Source organism: Janthinobacterium sp. CG_23.3 (genome assembly GCF_046115965.1).
Taxonomy (GTDB): Bacteria; Pseudomonadota; Gammaproteobacteria; order Burkholderiales; family Burkholderiaceae_D; genus Janthinobacterium.
In genome coordinates this window covers 176,558-193,611 of record NZ_JBJXIB010000001.1, presented here as the reverse complement: position 1 = coordinate 193,611, position 17,054 = coordinate 176,558, and the positions used below count along the sequence as shown (strand labels likewise).

The 17,054-nt window shown below is 67.0% G+C and carries 9 protein-coding genes and 1 pseudogene; 6 read left to right on the top strand and 4 right to left on the bottom strand.

Annotated features, from left to right (window positions below):
* The first annotated feature begins 42 nt into the window (after positions 1 to 42).
* The 5 genes and pseudogenes from ACFDR9_RS00750 (at position 43) to ACFDR9_RS00730 (ending at position 6,118) form a co-directional block, all read left to right on the top strand.
* Positions 43 to 3,658, top strand: a pseudogene (locus tag ACFDR9_RS00750) (hydantoinase B/oxoprolinase family protein).
* 217 nt (positions 3,659 to 3,875) lie between these two features.
* Positions 3,876 to 4,580 carry a glutathione binding-like protein gene (locus ACFDR9_RS00745; RefSeq protein ID WP_409029738.1) on the top strand — a complete coding sequence of 235 codons (705 nt, stop codon included), beginning with the start codon at positions 3,876 to 3,878 and terminating at the stop codon, positions 4,578 to 4,580.
* Between the two features lie 4 nt (positions 4,581 to 4,584).
* Positions 4,585 to 5,058 (top strand): GNAT family N-acetyltransferase, encoded by a 474-nt coding sequence (locus ACFDR9_RS00740; RefSeq protein WP_409029737.1) that lies wholly within the window; start codon positions 4,585 to 4,587, stop codon positions 5,056 to 5,058.
* Positions 5,059 to 5,139: 81 nt separating this feature from the next.
* Positions 5,140 to 5,760, top strand: coding sequence for an HD domain-containing protein (locus ACFDR9_RS00735; RefSeq protein ID WP_409029736.1), 621 nt, complete (start codon positions 5,140 to 5,142; stop codon positions 5,758 to 5,760).
* A complete protein-coding gene (locus tag ACFDR9_RS00730) occupies positions 5,744 to 6,118 on the top strand; it encodes a nuclear transport factor 2 family protein (RefSeq protein ID WP_409029735.1) in 375 nt (124 codons plus the stop codon). Before ACFDR9_RS00735 ends, ACFDR9_RS00730 begins: the two co-directional genes overlap by 17 nt.
* Before the next feature lie 122 nt (positions 6,119 to 6,240).
* Here ACFDR9_RS00730 and ACFDR9_RS00725 read toward each other — a convergent pair whose 3' ends face one another.
* The 3 genes from ACFDR9_RS00725 to ACFDR9_RS00715 form a co-directional block, all read right to left on the bottom strand.
* The gene (locus tag ACFDR9_RS00725) at positions 6,241 to 6,558 is read right to left on the bottom strand and encodes a hypothetical protein (protein ID WP_409029734.1); all 318 of its coding nucleotides are present in this window, start codon (positions 6,556 to 6,558) and stop codon (positions 6,241 to 6,243) included.
* A gap of 10 nt (positions 6,559 to 6,568) precedes the next feature.
* Positions 6,569 to 9,040, bottom strand: coding sequence for a M43 family zinc metalloprotease (locus ACFDR9_RS00720; RefSeq protein ID WP_409029733.1), 2,472 nt, complete (start codon positions 9,038 to 9,040; stop codon positions 6,569 to 6,571).
* A 236-nt stretch (positions 9,041 to 9,276) separates the two neighbouring features.
* Positions 9,277 to 10,902, bottom strand: a complete 1,626-nt coding sequence (locus ACFDR9_RS00715; protein WP_409029732.1) for a tetratricopeptide repeat protein — start codon at positions 10,900 to 10,902, stop codon at positions 9,277 to 9,279.
* Between the two features lie 309 nt (positions 10,903 to 11,211).
* Between ACFDR9_RS00715 and purL the strand changes: the two genes are divergently transcribed.
* Positions 11,212 to 15,264 carry a phosphoribosylformylglycinamidine synthase gene (gene purL, locus ACFDR9_RS00710; protein ID WP_409029731.1) on the top strand — a complete coding sequence of 1,351 codons (4,053 nt, stop codon included), beginning with the start codon at positions 11,212 to 11,214 and terminating at the stop codon, positions 15,262 to 15,264.
* Positions 15,265 to 15,377: 113 nt separating this feature from the next.
* On the opposite strand, the gene ACFDR9_RS00705 is transcribed toward purL, so the two are convergent.
* Positions 15,378 to 17,000, bottom strand: coding sequence for a hypothetical protein (locus ACFDR9_RS00705; RefSeq protein ID WP_409029730.1), 1,623 nt, complete (start codon positions 16,998 to 17,000; stop codon positions 15,378 to 15,380).
* Positions 17,001 to 17,054: the final 54 nt, after the last annotated feature.

Sequence of the window (17,054 nt, the reverse complement as noted above, 5' to 3'; positions counted from 1 at the left end):
GCCCGGCTACAATGGGCGTTTCCAACTTGGCGGACGCACAATATGGATTGGCAATTCTGGATCGACCGGGGCGGCACTTTCACCGACATCGTGGCGCGCCGTCCCGACGGCACGCTGGTGACCCACAAGCTGCTGTCCGAGAATCCGGAGCGGTACCGCGACGCCGCCGTGGCCGGCATCCGCCACCTGCTGCACGTGGCGGCCGGCGCGCCCATCCCGGTGGCGCGCATCGGGGCCGTCAAGATGGGCACCACGGTGGCCACCAACGCTTTGCTCGAACGCAAGGGCGAGCCGACCGCGCTGGCCATCACGCGCGGCTTCCGCGACGCGCTGCGCATCGCCTACCAGAACCGGCCGCGGCTGTTCGACCGGCAGATCGTGCTGCCCGAGCTGCTGTACAGCCACGTCGTCGAGATCGACGAGCGCGTCGGCGCGCACGGCGAGCTGGTGCGCGGGCTGGACGGGGCCGCCGCCCGCGCCGCGTTGCAGGCGCTGTACGCGCAGGGCCTGCGTTCGCTGGCGATCGTTTTCATGCACGGCTACCGCTACAGCGCGCACGAGGCGCGGGTCGCCGAGATCGCCCGCGAAATCGGCTACACCCAAGTGTCGGTGTCGCACCGGGTCAGTCCGATGATGAAGCTGGTGGCGCGCGGCGATACCACCGTCGTCGACGCCTACCTGTCGCCGATCCTGCGGCGCTACGTCGACCAGCTGGCCGCCGAGATGCCCGGCGTCCACCTGCAATTCATGCAGTCGAACGGCGGCCTGAGCGACGCGCGCGCCTTCCAGGGCAAGGACAGCATCCTCAGCGGGCCGGCCGGCGGCGTCGTCGGCATGGTGCGCGCCAGCCAGCCAGCTGGCCGGCTTCGAACGGGTGATCGGCTTCGACATGGGCGGCACCTCGACCGACGTGTCGCATTTTTCCGGCGAGTTCGAGCGCGTCTTCGACACCCAGATCGCCGGCGTGCGCGTGCGCGCGCCGATGATGAGCATCCACACCGTGGCCGCCGGCGGCGGCTCGATCCTGCACTTCGACGGCGCCCGCTACCGCGTCGGCCCGGACAGCGCCGGCGCCAATCCCGGCCCGGCCAGTTACCGCCGCGGCGGTCCGCTGGCTGTGACCGACTGCAACGTCATGCTCGGCAAGATCCAGCCGGCGCATTTCCCGAAACTGTTCGGCGCCGGCGCCGGCGAGGCGCTCGACGCCGACACCGTGTTCGCGCAATTTGCCGCCTTGGCGGCCGAGATCGGCGCCGCGACCGGCCAGCCGACGACGCCCGAGCAGGTTGCCGAAGGCTATCTCGACATCGCGGTCGGCAACATCGCCAACGCCATCAAGTACATTTCGGTGCAGCGCGGTCACGACGTCACCGAATACACGCTCACCAGCTTCGGCGGCGCGGGCGGGCAGCACGCCTGCCTGGTGGCCGACGCGTTGGGCATGAAAAGCGTGTTCATCCACACGCTGGCCGGCGTGATGTCGGCCTACGGCATGGGTCTGGCCGACCAGAGCGCAATGCGCGAGGCGGCCGTCGAGGCGCGGCTGGACGCCGGCGCCCCGGCCGAGCTGGCGCGCCGTCTGGACGCGCTGGGCGCCCAAGCCCGCGCCGACCTGCTGGCGCAGGGCGTGGCGGCGGCGCGCATCGCGCTGATCCGGCGCGTGCACCTGCGCTACGAGGGCACCGACTCGGCGCTGATCGTGCTGTTCGACGGCAACGAGGCGATGCAGGCGCAGTTCGAGGCCGGCTATAAGAAGCGTTTTTCCTTCCTGATGCCGGGCAAGGCGCTGATTGTGGAGGCGGTCTCGGTCGAGGCGATCGGCAAGTCCGACGCGCCGGCGCCGCTGGAAAGCGTGCCGGTGGGTACCGCGCCGCTGGCTATCGCCCCGCTGCAGACCGTCCCTATGTATTCCGGCGGCCGCTGGCGCGACACCGCGCTGTACCAGCGCGTGGCGCTGCGCCCCGGCGACGCCATCGCCGGACCGGCCATCATCGCCGAGACCAACGCCACCACCGTGGTCGAGCCGGGCTGGCTGGCCCGCGTCACGCCGCACGCGCACCTGGTGCTGACGCGGGTCGAGGCGCTGCCGGCCCGGCGCGCCATCGGCACCGGCGCCGACCCCGTCATGCTGGAGATTTTCAACAACCTGTTCATGTCGATCGCCGAGCAGATGGGGCTGCGGCTGCAAAACACCGCGTATTCGGTCAACATCAAGGAGCGGCTCGATTTCAGCTGCGCCATTTTCGACGCCGACGGCAACTTGATCGCCAACGCGCCGCACATGCCGGTGCACCTCGGTTCTATGGGCGAAAGCATCAAGACGGTGATGCTCGAGAACGCCGGGCGCATGCATCCGGGCGACGTTTTCATGCTCAACGACCCCTACCACGGCGGCACCCACCTGCCCGACGTGACGGTGATCTCGCCGGTGTTCGACGAGGCGGGCGCGGCGATCCTGTTCTACGTCGGCTCGCGCGGCCACCACGCCGACATCGGCGGCACCACGCCCGGTTCGATGCCGCCCGACTCGCGCAGCATCGAGGAGGAGGGCGTACTGATCGACAACTTCAAGCTGGTCGACGGCCGCCAAGGCGGCGGCCACCTGCGCGACGCCGAGGCGCGCGCCATGCTGGCGGCGGCGCGCTATCCGGCGCGCAACCCCGACCAGAACATGGCCGACCTGCGCGCGCAGGTAGCGGCCAACCAGAAGGGCGCCGACGAGTTGCGCAAGATGGTCGCGCACTTCGGCCTCGACGTGGTGCGGGCCTACATGGGCCACGTGCAGGACAACGCCGAGGAGGCGGTGCGGCGGGTGATCGGCGCGCTCAAGGACGGCGCCTACACGGTGCAATTGGACAACGGCGCGCAGATCCAGGTGGCGATCCGCGTCGACGCGGCCAGCCGCAGCGCCGAGATCGACTTCAGCGGCACCTCGGCGCAGTTGCCCAACAACTTCAACGCGCCGTCGGCGGTGTGCATGGCGGCGGTGCTGTACGTGTTCCGCACCTTGGTCGACGACGAGATTCCGCTCAACGCCGGCTGTCTGAAGCCGCTCAAGGTCATTATCCCGCACGGCTCGATGCTGAACCCGCGCTATCCGGCGTCCGTGGTGTCGGGCAACGTTGAAACCTCGACCTGCATCACCAGCGCGCTGTACGGCGCGCTGGGCGTGATGGCGGCGGCGCAGGGGACGATGAACAACTTTACCTTTGGCAACGCCAAGTACCAGTACTACGAGACCATCGCCGGCGGCTCCGGCGCCGGGCCGGGCTTTGACGGCACCGACGTGGTGCAAACCAATATGACCAACTCGCGCCTGACCGACCCGGAAATTCTGGAATGGCGCTTCCCGGTGCGGCTCGACAGCTACGAGATCCGGCCCGGCTCGGGCGGCGCCGGGCGCTGGCATGGCGGCAACGGCGGCGTGCGCGAGGTGCGCTTCCTGGAGCCGATGACGGCGGCGATCCTGTCGAACAACCGCATCCACGCGCCGTTCGGCATGGCCGGCGGCGCGTGCGGGGCGCTGGGGCGCAACAGCGTGCGGCGCGCCGACGGCAGCGTCGAGCAACTGGCGCACATCGGCAAGACCGAGATGCGGGCGGGCGACGTGTTCGTCGTCGAAACGCCGGGCGGCGGCGGTTACGGTCCGCCTGGCTAACGCGGTTTTCGGAGTTCGGGTTAGCCCAAAGGGCGTAACCCGGCAACGTTGGCCCGGAGCGGCGCGTCGCGCGTCGGCGAACATCGTCGGATTACGCGTCCCGCCAGTCCGACCTACGGCACGCTAAGCGAACGCCATCGGGCGCCGCCGCTTCCTGCAGCGCTTTCCCAACTGTGGCAGAATTTGCTTCGCCATGACACATACGAGAGGAAGCACCATGACCGACCTGTCCATCTTTCCCATCACGACGAAATGGCCCGCAGCCCATCCAGAGCGGCTGCAATTGTATTCGCTGCCTACGCCGAACGGCGTCAAAGTCTCGATCATGCTGGAAGAAACGGGGCTGTCCTACGAACCCCACCACGTCAATTTCGGCACCAACGACCAAACCTCCGCCGAGTTTTTATCGCTGAACCCCAACAATAAAATCCCCGCCATCATCGATCCCGACGGTCCCGACGGCAAGCCGCTGCCGCTGTTCGAATCCGGCGCAATTTTGCTGTATCTCGCCGACAAAACCGGAAAATGTATTCCGCAGGACGCGGCCGGGCGCTACGAAACCATCCAGTGGCTGATGTTCCAGATGGGCGGTATCGGGCCGATGTTCGGCCAGCTGGGCTTCTTCAACAAATTCGCCGGCAAGGACTACGAAGACAAGCGCCCCCGCGACCGCTACGTCGCGGAGGCGCAGCGCTTGCTCGGCGTGCTGGAGCAACGGCTCACCGGCCGCGACTGGATTATGGGCGACCGCTATACCATCGCCGACATTGCCACCTTCCCATGGATACGCAATTTGATTGGCTTTTACGAGGCGGGCGAGTTGGTTGGTATGGCGGACTTCCCCCAGGTGACAAGGGTGCTTGCAGCGTTCCTGGCGCGTCCGGCGGTGAAGCGGGGCCTTGAGATTCCTAAGCCGGCCTGATCTGATGAGTACACACCCATCTCCGGTCAACATAGCCCGCGCGGCTATCTCGCGCTTGCCCGACGCGCAGCTTTTGCTCAGCGAGTATTACGCGGCGGTCGGCGTGACGAAGCGCGATACCCAGCAGGAAATTGAGGCATTTCTGAACGATGCGTCGTCGGCATTGTGGATTGCGTACGTGGGGGACATCCCGGCCGGTTGCGTGGTGCTTCGGCCTCTTGCGTCGATCGCCCTGGCGGCGGAGTGCAAACGTCTTTACGTGCGCCCGCAGTTCCGCGGCAGGGGCCTGGCCGAATCCTTGCTCGATGCGATGGAGGAACACGCCGTGGCCGCCGCCGTGCAGTGGTTATATCTGGACAGCAAAGACGATCTGACGGGCGCGCTGCGCATCTACGCGGGACGCGGATACCAAGCATGTGAGCGCTACAACGACAATCCTCAGGCGACGGTTTTTCTTCGCAAGGATCTTCGAGTCTAGCGCCGACGCCCTTCTTTTAGCGGGACCGGCCCCAGGCATGTGGGCATTGTAACTATTTGATAGTATTGCTAAGGATGGCGTGTGGAATCACATAGACTGGTTCAGCAACTGAGTTTTTTGCGTGAGATTGATCGGCTGAAAAGTGTCGTGCGGCAGTCGCCGCTGCTCGACCGGAGCAGGAAAGAAAACTCGGCCGAGCACTCGTGGCATCTGGCGCTGTATGCCTGGGTGCTGGAGGAGCACGCCGCCGCGCATGTCGACGTCGGCCGCGTGGTGAAGATGCTGTTGCTGCACGATATAGTTGAAGTCGATGCCGGCGATACGCCGATTCATGGCGTGCTGGACGGTAGCCAGGAGGCGCGCGAAAAGCTGGCCGCGGATCGCTTCTTCGGCTTGCTTCCCGCCGGGCAGGGCGAGCAATTGCAGAACCTGTGGGGGGAATTCGAGGCGGGCGAGACCGGCGACGCGCAGTTCGCCAAGGCGTTGGACCGCTTTCAGCCGCTGTTGATCAATGTGTTTACCGATGGCGGCACCTGGGCCGAGAGCGGCGTGCAGTATCAGCAGGTGCTGGAGCGATACGGGCCGGTGATCGAACGGGGCGCACCGGCGCTGTGGCTGGTCGCCAGGGATTGGGTGGCGTCGCATTTCGGCCGGGCGGTTTCGCAGGCTCAATGTAAGGTGGATAATGATGACGGTAAATGATCAGATTCTGGACGTCGAGGAGTGGTTGCGCCTGGCCATGCTGGCGTCGGATATCGTTGCCTTGGATGCCTTGCTGGCGCCGGGCTTGCTTTTTACCAACCACCTGGGCCAGTTGTTTGGGAAAGGCGAGGATCTTGCCGCCCATGAATCCGGTTTGCTCAAGCTGCACGAGCTGACGCCGTCGGAGCAGCATGTGCAGTTGCATGGCGGGGTTGCGGTGGTGTCGGTGCGGATGAAGGTGTCCGGCACCTATGCCGGCCAGCCGGCCAATGGCGACTTCCGCTTTACGCGCATGTGGGCGCGTTCGGCAGACGGGGTTCTGCAGGTGGTCGCCGCGCACGCGGGGATGGTGGTGTGAGTGCCGCGGGATAGCATCCCGTAGGGAGAATCCGGGGTGGGGTAGCGTGCGTCATTTGACGCCTGGCCGCCGCCGACGCCGGTCGGGTTACGCGCGCTTTGCGCGCCAACCCGACCTACAGCTTAAAGGTATCTGACCTTGAGTCGATCCGGCTGGGCTTCGACGATTTCAATGACCTTGCCCGGCATGATCCCGCCCTCCAGGCGGAAGCGGTTCATGCCCAGCGGGGTCAGGCCGGCGTCGGTCAGAACGCGCCGGTCGTCCGGGCCGGGGACGCCGGTGAGCATCCGGCCGGCGGCGCCGAATTCCAGCGTTTCGCGCCCGCGCCTGCTGGGCGGGAACGGGAACGACCGGGTCGGCCGGTATAGATGAACGCCGCCTTCGTCCTCCTCGAACGAATGGGTCCAACTGCCGCTGGGCGCTGCGCTGTCTTGGTTCATCTGCATGTCCTCATGCTAGCATGCCGGCGCCCGGCGCCCGCTGCTCGCGTTGAACCGCGTGTGTCGGCGCCACGGCTTGCTGCGCGGGCGCCTCTTGCTGGACGCGGGGGGCTTGCCGGAACGCGGTGATGATGCCGCCCATGTACTCGTAGCCGGTGAGCGACGGCCCCCAAGCCCCGCCATCCCACCACTTGTGGTAAAGCGCGCTATCGGTGCCGGTGGCGAAGACGTCGAGGCGGTTCGCGCCCCACGCCACCACCCGCGGCGCCGAGGTGATAATGCCGCCCATGTACTCGTAGCCGGTCAGCGCCGGCCCCCATGCGCCGCCATCCCACCATTTATGGTAGAGCGCGCTGTTGGTGCCGATGACGAACAGGTCGAGCCGGTTCGCGCCCCACGATACCGCTTCCGGCTGACCGACGCAGACGCCGCCCATGTACTCGAAGCCTTCCGGCGACGGACCCCAGTTCGCACCGTCCCACCACTTGTGGTACAGCGCGCCTTCGGTGCCGGTGACGAAGACGTCGAGGCGGTTCGGACCCCATGCCACCGCGCGCGGCGCGCAGGTGCAGACGCCGCCCAGGCGTTCGTAGCCTTCCAGCGACGGCCCCCAGTTGGCGCCGTCCCACCACTTATGGTACAGCGCGCGGTCGGCGCCGATGACGAAGACGTCGAGCCGGTTCGCGCCCCACGAGACGACTTCGGGTTGTCCCAGGCAGACGCCGCCCATGTATTCGTAGTCGGTCAGCGACGGCCCCCAATTGGCGCCGTCCCACCACTTGTGATACAGCGCGTGGTTGCTGCCGATGACGAAGACGTCGAGCCGGTTGGCGCCCCACGAGACGATGCGCGGTTCGCCCAGGCAGACGCCGCCCATGTATTCGTAGCCGGTCGGCGCCGGCCCCCACGCGCCGCCGTCCCACCATTTATGGTACAGCGCGCTGTCGGTGCCGGTGACGAAGACGTCGAGGCGGTTCGGGCCCCAGGCCACCGCTTGCGGCACGCTGGTGCAGACGCCGCCCATGTAGTCGTAGCCGGTCGTCGCCGGACCCCAGGCGCCGCCGTCCCACCATTTGTGGTACAGCGCGCGGTCGGTGCCGAGCACGAAGGTGTCGATCCGGTTCGCGTCCCACGCCACCACCGGCGACGAACTCGGCCGTCTCATGCCGGCGCCGGCGCCGAGGGTGCCGCGTACGCCGTCGAGGCAGGCTTGCATGCGCGCCACTTGGCCGGCGGTGAACATGAACATGGCGCGGTCGTCGGTGTAGTCCATATAGTTCATGAACATGTCGCCGTGCGGGGCGTTGCCGCAACTAACGTGCGGAAAACTCGGTGCGCCGGTGTTGTAGCCGGCCTGGTTGGGCGTGTCGGCGACGTTGTCGGTGCCGCTGCAGCCGGTGCCGTCGTCGCCCCAGATGTGGTTCAGGTTCAGCCAGTGGCCGATTTCGTGCGTGGCGGTGCGGCCCAGGTTGAACGGCGGCGCCGCCGTGCCGGTGGTGCCGAACGCCGATTGCTGGATCACGACGCCGTCGGTGGCGCCGGGGCCGCCGGGGAACTGGGCGTAGCCGAGCAGGCCGCTGCCGAGCGGACACACCCACATGTTCAGGTAGCGTTCCTGCGGCCAGGCGTTCAGGCCACCGGTGGCGAAGGATTTGACGGCGTCGTCGTCAATGAACGCCGCGACGCTGGTTTGGCGCCGTTCGACGCCGCCGCTAGGCGCGCCGTTGGGGTCGGTGTTGGCGAGGAAAAATTCGATGCGCGAGTCGGTGGCCAGCGGCAGGTAGGGCGCCGGCGTCGAGTTGGCGTCCGGGTTGGTGCGGCGGAAGTCGCGGTTGAGCACGTCCATCTGGCTGGCGATCTGCGCGTCGCTGACGTTCTGGGCGGCGCTGTTCCACACCACGTGCACCACCACGGGAATGCGCGTCACGCCGCTGCGTTCGGTGGCGCCGGCGCCGAGTTCATACAGGCGTGCGTGGTTTTCTATCTCGGCGCGGATGCGGGCGTAGGAGGGCACCGTCGATAACAGGCGGCGGTGGACGTCCATCGTGCCGCACTTGCGCACTGGCGGCGGCCGATAACCGCCACCGCCACCGCCACCGCCGGCGCCGAAATTGCCGCCACCGCCGGCGCCGAAATTGCCGCCACCGCCGGCGCCGAAATTGCCGCCGCCGCCGACGCCCATGTCGGCGCCGGGCATGTCGGTGGCTTTGCCGGCGGCCGATAGGTCGACCATGGCGCCGTCGGGCATCGCGTCGCGGGCGCCGCGGCCCGCCAAGCCAGCCGAGCCGGTCAGGCCGGGCATGCCGCGCTCGTCGAGGCCGGACAGGTCGGCGGCGGCGTCGTTCGGCATCGTATATGCGGTGGCCTTCTCGGTGTCGCGCGCGCGCGGACCGGTGCGCGAATCGGGTTCGCTCCGCGTGTTGTGCTGGGAAGCCGAACCGCCGTTCATGGACGCGGGTTCTTTGGCTTGTTTCTCTTTCATGTTGCCCCCTGTAGGATTGCAGTCGTCGTCTGCGGGCGCGCGAGTGCAAAGTAGGCACCAGCCGGGTGGCGGTGCTGGTCTGTTTATTAGGACTGCCTTCGCGGCTAGAACGTTCCGGGGGGAGGGAGGGGGACGCGCGTTGGGCTTGCGCGCGATCAATTGACGGGACGATCGGTAAAGTTGGCGCGGTTTTCGTCGGTCGGATTACGCGTCCCGCGCATCCGACCTACGCCACGCTAGTTGGCGATACCGTATTTGCGCTGGGTCGCCGCGTACTGGTCGTGCAGCGAGGCCAGCATCGGGTGACTGGCGTCGAGCTTGCGGATGCTGTGCATCTGGTGCTGGGCCTGCTCGGCCAGCGGCGGTTCCCAGCCCAGCGTGTTGAGCTGGCGCAGGATCGCTTCCACCGACTGCAGCAGCAATTGCAGATTGCTCGGGGTGCGCCGCAGCGCCTGGCGCAGCGCCAGCACCGCCGCCTTCAGCTCGCCGTGGCTGGCCTGGTCGGCCGCGTCGCTCATCAGTTCCTCGACCTGTTGGCTGATATGGGCGCCGACGCTTTGCGCCATGTCGTGCCGGCCGGCCTTCTCGAATTCGTCGATCGCCTGTTCCATCGTCACGTCGCTGTCCGGGTCGTTCATCAGGCCGAGCATGACGTCGGAGGCGGCCTTGTCGAGTTTGTTGTTCAGGCAGCTGTGCACCAGGCCGATTTTCAACTGGGTCGACAAGCCCTTGCTGGCGGCCAGCGCCGTCACCGCCAAATTCAGTTCGTTGGCGGCGGCGCTGACGTTGCCGGCCAGTTCCTGCACCAGCGCCGCCGAAATGGCCCGGCAGGCTTCGACGTTGGGGCTGCCGCGCATCGAGCGTTCGAGGTCGCGCACCACGCCGCTGGCCTGGCCGCCGTCGCCCTTTTTAACCAACGCCTTGACCAGGTTGACGTGGTCCTCCGGGTCGCGGAATTCGGAATACTTGGCCTTCGCCACGACTTGCTTGAAGGCGCGCTCGGCGGCGACGATGTCGTCCGCCGTCAGCGCCACCTCGCCCAGGTGGCGCAGGCGGCGCACCATGTGCGGCGACAGCGCCACCGCGTCTTCCAGCGTTTTCTTCGCCTGCGCCGCCTGGCCCAGCGCCTGCTGGGTCTTGGCCAGCAGGTCGTAGGCCGACATCAGGCGCGGATTCTGCTCGATCAGTTTCAGCAGCGCCTCGTGCGCGTCATCGTAGCGCTGCTGCCCGAACAGGGTCCTGGCCAGGCCGAGGTTGGCCCAATCCAGCGGTTTCAGCGCCAGCGCCTCCTGGTAGAGTTGTTCGGCCAGGTCCAGCTCGCCCAGGTCCAGGTGCAGTTCGGCGCGCAGGCGCAGGAAGTCGCCGGCGTGGCGCACGTGCTTGCTTTCGGCGGCGCCGCAAGCCTTGATCGCCTCGCGCAGATTGCCCTGGCCGATCAACTGGTAAACCGGCAGGAAGATCGCGCGGCGGTCGATGGCGCGGCCGATGCGCCCGCTCAGCACGTCGACGGTGAAGGGTTTTAAGATGTAGTCGGTCGGCGTCAGCTCGGCCGCGCTCATCACCTTGCCGTAGACGCCTTCCGAGGTCAGCATGATGAAAATGGTCCACACGCCGATCAGTTTGTGGTGGCGCAGGTCTTCCAGCAGTTGCTGGCCGTCCTGGCCGTCGCTGCCGGTGCCCAGGTCGTATTCGCACAGGATGATGTCGAAGGATTTCTTGCCGAGCTGGCGGATGGCCGTGCCGGCGCTGACCGCGTAGTCGATTTTGGTGATCGACGACTGGTTCAGCATGTTGTGCAGATTGCCCCGCATGCTGGGGTTGGGGTCGACGATCAGAACCGATAAGTCGCTATATTCTTTCATCGTGCATCTCTCGTGGTTCTCTGTGGAATCTGCGAGCCGGCTCGGTCGGGGCGCTAGGCGGGCATTGTCCAACGAGGATACTGCAAAGATGCCAAAAAACGCACCATTTTGGCGGTGCCGATGCCGATTTCCGCCAAACAAAGCAAATAATGTTGCTTTGAACGCAGATCAAGCCCCGGATAGGGCGCCGCCGACCTGCTAACGGGGGGGCGAAACGGGTATAATGCGCGCAAAGGAATTCCAGCTCCACCGTCTCGTGCCACACCTACCTTTAACCCGCAGCCACGCTGCATCAACCACCTTCCAACCATGTTGATTCTGCCGGGTTCCAATGCCCTGTCCGTATTCCGTAGCCAACGCCTGTTAACCCAATTGCAGGCCGTGTGGCCCGCCATTACGTCGGTGCAGGCGCGCTATGTCCATTTCATCGATGCCGCCGCGCCCCTGTCGGCCGACGACAGCAGCCGCCTCGGGGCGCTGCTGACCTACGGCTCGCCGGCCGAGGCCGAGCACGCCGACGGCGTGTGCGAAGAGTTCTTCGTGATCCCGCGCTTCGGCACGATTTCGCCGTGGGCCTCGAAGGCCACCGACATCGCGCACAACTGCGGCATGGCGCACATCAAGCGCGTCGAGCGCGGCGTCGCCTATCGCGTCAACCTGAAATCGGGCATTTTGGGCAGCAGCATCGGCGCCGCCAAGAAGCTGTCGGACAGCCAGGCGCAGGACGTCGCCGCGCTGCTGCACGACCGCATGACCGAATCGGTGCTGCGCCATCCGGACGAGGCGGCCAATCTGTTCCGCACGCTCGCAGCGCGCCCGCTGGAATCGATCGACGTGCTCGGCGCCGGCAAGGCCGCGCTGGAAAAAGCCAACACCGAGCTCGGCCTGGCCATGTCGGACGACGAGATCGACTACCTCGACGCCGCCTTCACCAAGGCCAAGCGCAACCCGACCGACGTCGAGCTGATGATGTTCGCGCAGGCCAACAGCGAGCATTGCCGCCACAAGATCTTCAACGCCGACTGGACCATCGACGGCGTGGCGCAGCCGAAGTCGCTGTTCGGCATGATCAAGAACACCCACGAATTGCAGCCGAAGGGCACCGTCGTCGCCTACAGCGACAACTCGTCGATCATGGAAGGGGCGAGCGTGTCGCGCTTCTACCCGCGCGGCGAGGCCGGCGGCCACGAATACGCGGCCTCGACCGAACTGACGCACACCTTGATGAAGGTCGAGACGCATAACCACCCGACCGCGATTTCGCCGTTCCCGGGCGCCTCCACCGGCGCCGGCGGCGAAATCCGCGACGAGGGCGCGACCGGCCGCGGCGCCAAGCCGAAGGCCGGTCTGACCGGTTTCACCGTCTCCAACCTGATGCTGCCGGGCGCCGTCCAGCCATGGGAAAACGCCGCCAGCGTGACCGCGCCGCAAGCCGGCCGCGACACCTCGGTGCGCTACGGCAAGCCGGACCGCATCGCCTCGGCCTTGCAGATCATGATCGAAGGCCCGCTGGGCGGCGCCGCGTTCTCCAACGAATTCGGCCGTCCGGTGCTGGGCGGCTATTTCCGCACCTACGAGCAAAACATCGGCCGCCAGTTCGCCGGCGCCAGCGACACCGTGTACGGCTACCACAAGCCGATCATGATTGCCGGCGGCATCGGCAACATTTCGGCCCAGCACACCCACAAGAACGACATCCCGGTCGGCAGCCTGCTGGTGCAACTGGGCGGTCCGGGCATGCGCATCGGCATGGGCGGCAGCGCCGCCTCGTCGATGGCCACCGGCACCAACACCGCCGACCTGGACTTCGACTCGGTCCAGCGCGGCAACCCGGAAATGGAGCGGCGCGCGCAGGAAGTCATCAACGCCTGCTGGCAGATGGGCGCCGACAACCCGATCATTTCGATCCACGACGTGGGCGCCGGCGGCCTCTCGAACGCCTTCCCGGAAATCACCAACGACGCCAAGCGCGGCGCGATTTTCGACCTGCGCAAGATCCCGCTGGAAGAAAGCGGCATGGCGCCGAAGGAAATCTGGAGCAATGAATCGCAGGAACGCTACGTGCTGGCGATCGCGCCGGAGAGCCTGCCGCTGTTCAAGGCCCTGTGCGAGCGCGAACGCTGCCTGTTCGCCGCCGTCGGCGTCGCCACCGAAGAGCGCCAGCTGAAGCTGATCGACACCGACCTGGGCAACGAGCCGGTCGACATGCCGATGGACGTACTGCTGGGCAAACCGCCGAAGATGTTGCGCGACGTGCACCACGTCCACCACGCGTTCCCGGCCATCGACTTGACCGGCCTGGACCTGGCCGACGTGGCGCAGCGCGTGCTGCTGCTGCCGACGGTGGCCGACAAGTCCTTCCTGATCACCATTGGCGACCGCTCGGTGGGCGGCATGACCGTGCGCGACCAGATGGTCGGCCCGTGGCAAGTGCCGGTGGCCGACTGCGCCGTCACGGCGATGAGTTTTGAAGGCTACCTGGGCGAAGCGATGGCCATGGGCGAGCGCACGCCGCTGGCCGTCATCGACGCGCCGGCGTCGGGCCGCATGGCCGTCGGCGAGGCGATCACCAACATCGCCGCCGCGGCGATCGGCGACATTTCGGATCTGAAACTGTCGGCCAACTGGATGGCCGCCTGCGGCCAGCCGGGCCAGGACGCGGCGCTGTACGACACCGTCAAGGCGATCGGCATGGAACTGTGCCCGGCGCTGGGCATCAGCATCCCGGTCGGCAAGGATTCGCTGTCGATGCGCACCACCTGGCGCGACGACGAGGAAAGCAAGGCCGTGGTGTCGCCGGTGTCGCTGATCGTCTCGGCGTTCGCGCCGGTGACCGACGTGCGCAAATCGCTGACGCCGCAAATCAAGACCGACGCCGGCGACAGCGCCATCATCGTCATCGACCTGGGCCGCGGCAAGAACCGCCTGGGCGCCTCGGCGCTGGCGCAAGTGACCGGCCAACTCGGCAACGAGACGCCGGACGTCGACAGCGCCGCCGACCTGAAGGGCTTCTTCGCGGCGATCCAGCAACTCAATAGCGACGGCAAGCTGCTGGCCTACCACGACCGTTCCGACGGCGGCCTGTTCGCCACGCTGGCCGAAATGGCCTTCGCCGGCCACAGCGGCCTGTCGATCAACCTCGACATGCTGACCTTGGAAGGCGAGCACGCCAGCGACTGGGGCGACGCCAAGAACTGGGCCGGCCAGGTGGCCGAGCGGCGCAACGAACTGACCCTGCGCGCGCTGTTCAACGAAGAGCTGGGCGCCGTCATCCAAGTGCGCGCCGACGAGAAGTCGCTGGTCATGGACGTCTTGCGCAGCTTCGACCTGGGCGCCTGCAGCCACATCATCGGCAAGCCGAACGAGCGCGACGTGATTGAATTCACCCGCGACGCCAAGCTGATCTACTCGCACCCGCGTTCCGCGCTGCAACGCCTGTGGAGCGAAACCAGCTGGCGCATCGCCCGCCTGCGCGACAACCCGGCCTGCGCCGACGCCGAATACGACCGCGCGTTCGACCTGGCCGACCCGGGCATGACGCCGGTGCTCACGTTCGACCCGGCGGAAAACGTCGCCGCGCCGTTCATCGCCACCGGCGTGCGCCCGCGCGTGGCCATCCTGCGCGAGCAGGGCGTGAACTCGCACATTGAAACGGCGTACGTGATGCACCAGGCCGGCTTTAGCGCCGTCGACGTGCACATGAGCGACCTGATCGCCGGCCGCGTCCGCCTCGACGACTTCCAGGGCGTCATCGCCGTCGGCGGCTTCTCGTACGGCGACGTGCTGGGCGCCGGCGAGGGCTGGGCCAAGACCATACTGTTCAACGCCAGCCTGGCCGAGCAGTTCGCGCGCTTCTTCTCGCGCAGCGACAGCTTCGGCCTGGGTATTTGCAACGGCTGCCAGATGATGAGCAACCTGAAGGCTATCATCCCCGGCGCGCACGCCTGGCCCAAGTTTACGCGCAACAAGTCGGAGAAATTCGAAGGCCGTTTCGCCATGGTCGAAGTGCTGGATTCGCCGTCGATCTTCTTCCAGGGCATGGCCGGCACGCAAACGGCGATTGCCATCGCCCACGGCGAAGGGTACGCCGACTTCTCGCAGACCGGCAACATCGGCGACGTCACGAAGGCCATGCGCTTCGTCGACAACCGCGGCCATGCCACCGAAGCGTATCCGTACAACCCGAACGGCTCGCCGGACGGCCTGACCTCGGTGACCACGCCGGACGGCCGCTTCACCGTGCTGATGCCGCACGCCGAGCGCGTGTTCCGCAGCGTACAGCAATCGTGGCACCCGGAATCGTGGGGCGAGGATTCGCCGTGGATGCGCATGTTCCGCAACGCCCGCAAGTGGGTGGGCTAACTAGTTGACAGCGCCCGGGCAAGCGGGCGCTCCATCCCGAACCGGGGACAGACCACGATTTCCGAGCAATAGCTGCTCGAAAATCGTGGTCTGTCCCCGGTTTTTTTATGCCGTTAAACCAAGAAGCTGGCCTGAATTGCCGTTTCGGGCGCCAGCACGAAGGCGCGCGCCGCGCTGCTGTCGTAGCCGCTCAGGCGCGACCAGCCGTCGGTGCCCGTGTGCGCGACGTACAGCTGCTCGGTGAAGCCGGCCAAGGTGCAGGTGTCGAGCAACGTGCCCACCGTTGGCAGCGCATCGGCCGGCGGCGACGGCGGTATCGCGCCGGGCATGCCGGCGATGCCGGACGCCGCCGTCCCCGCCAGGCTGTACTCGGGTGGCGTGACCGCGCCGCGCTGCACGTAGAACGAGTAGGTCGCGTAACGGTTGATCTGCAAGCCGTAGAAGGGTACCTCGACCGTCTGCGCCAGCGCGGCGTAGTTCATCACGCCGCATTCGTCCGTCGCCGTGCTGCCGCCCACGCTGGGCGCGTCGATGCGGGCGTAGCTGCGGTTGTTGTCCAGCCGTATCGTCAGCAGCATGCGGTTGTTGGCCGCGTCCACCAGCCCCAGCAGCGCGGCGTCGCGCGTCTGGATCGTCCCGGTCAGCGTATCGCTGGCGGGAACCCGCCATTTAATGCCCAGCGCCTCGGGATCGACCAGGTTGCCGGCGGCGTCGAACAGTTCCACCTTGATCTGCCAGGGGCCGCCCTGGTCGGCGCCCAGCGCGACGCCGTTGTCGTCGAACGGCACGCCGGGCGCCACCGCGGTGGTGGGAATGACCGCGTTTTGCGTGTCGAGCACGGCGTTCGGAATCGACCACTGTCCCAGCGGTGGCAAGCCCGGCGGGATTTTATACAGGTGCGCGCTGGTGCCGACGCTCTGCGGGCCGAGCGGGTATTGTTCGAGGATCAGGTCGCCGCCCACCTCGTGCGCGTAGTGGCGGCTGACGGCCTCGGTGCTGGGGCGCCACTCCGTCTCGACCTCGGTGGCGCGCTTGTACGACACGCGGTAGTAGAACACGCCCAGGTCGCTGCGCAGGGAGGTGTCGAATTCCAGCCGCGGCCGCAGCGTGCCGCCCCACGGCGCGCCGCCGTCCAGCAGGCCGAGCTTGGCGGGGTCGTGGCCCGGCGCGCCGACGCGGGTGCTGTCGTTGGCGCCGTGGATGCGCCACACCGAGGTATTGCCGATGGCCATGAACAGTACCCAGTTGTTGGGTGCGACGATGGGCGGGCAGGGCGGGCAGGCGTGCGCCAGCGGGTGCGCGGTGACGAGGACGACTTCGCTGCCGCACACATAGTTCCACCAAGTGTAGCAAATCACCGGTTTCGGTTCGTAAATCGTCACCCAGAAACCGGGCCAGATGCGCTGGCGCGCGATGAAATACAGGTCGGGCTGGTCGAAGTTGACGATCGAGCGCCAGATCAAGGCGTGAAAACGGCCGCATTCGTCGGTCGTCACCGTCGTTAGCCTGGTTTTGTGGACCGGGAACGGGAACAGCCAGCACAGTAGCGGGCGCAGCAGGTCGAGGTGGCTGAGGATGGCGCGCTCGAAAATCGGCCGCGAGGCCCGCGCCGCCAGTACCAGGGAGGCCGGCAGCGCCAGTGCGCCGAGTCGCCCGCCGGCCTGCGCGGCTTGCTGCCAGGCGTGCTCCGGGACGCGCGCTTGAAGCTGGCGCGGCGGCAACGGTTGCGGATGCAAACCGACCGGCGAGGCCGGATTGTCGATGACGTCGAAGGGAAAGGGCTCGGGCGG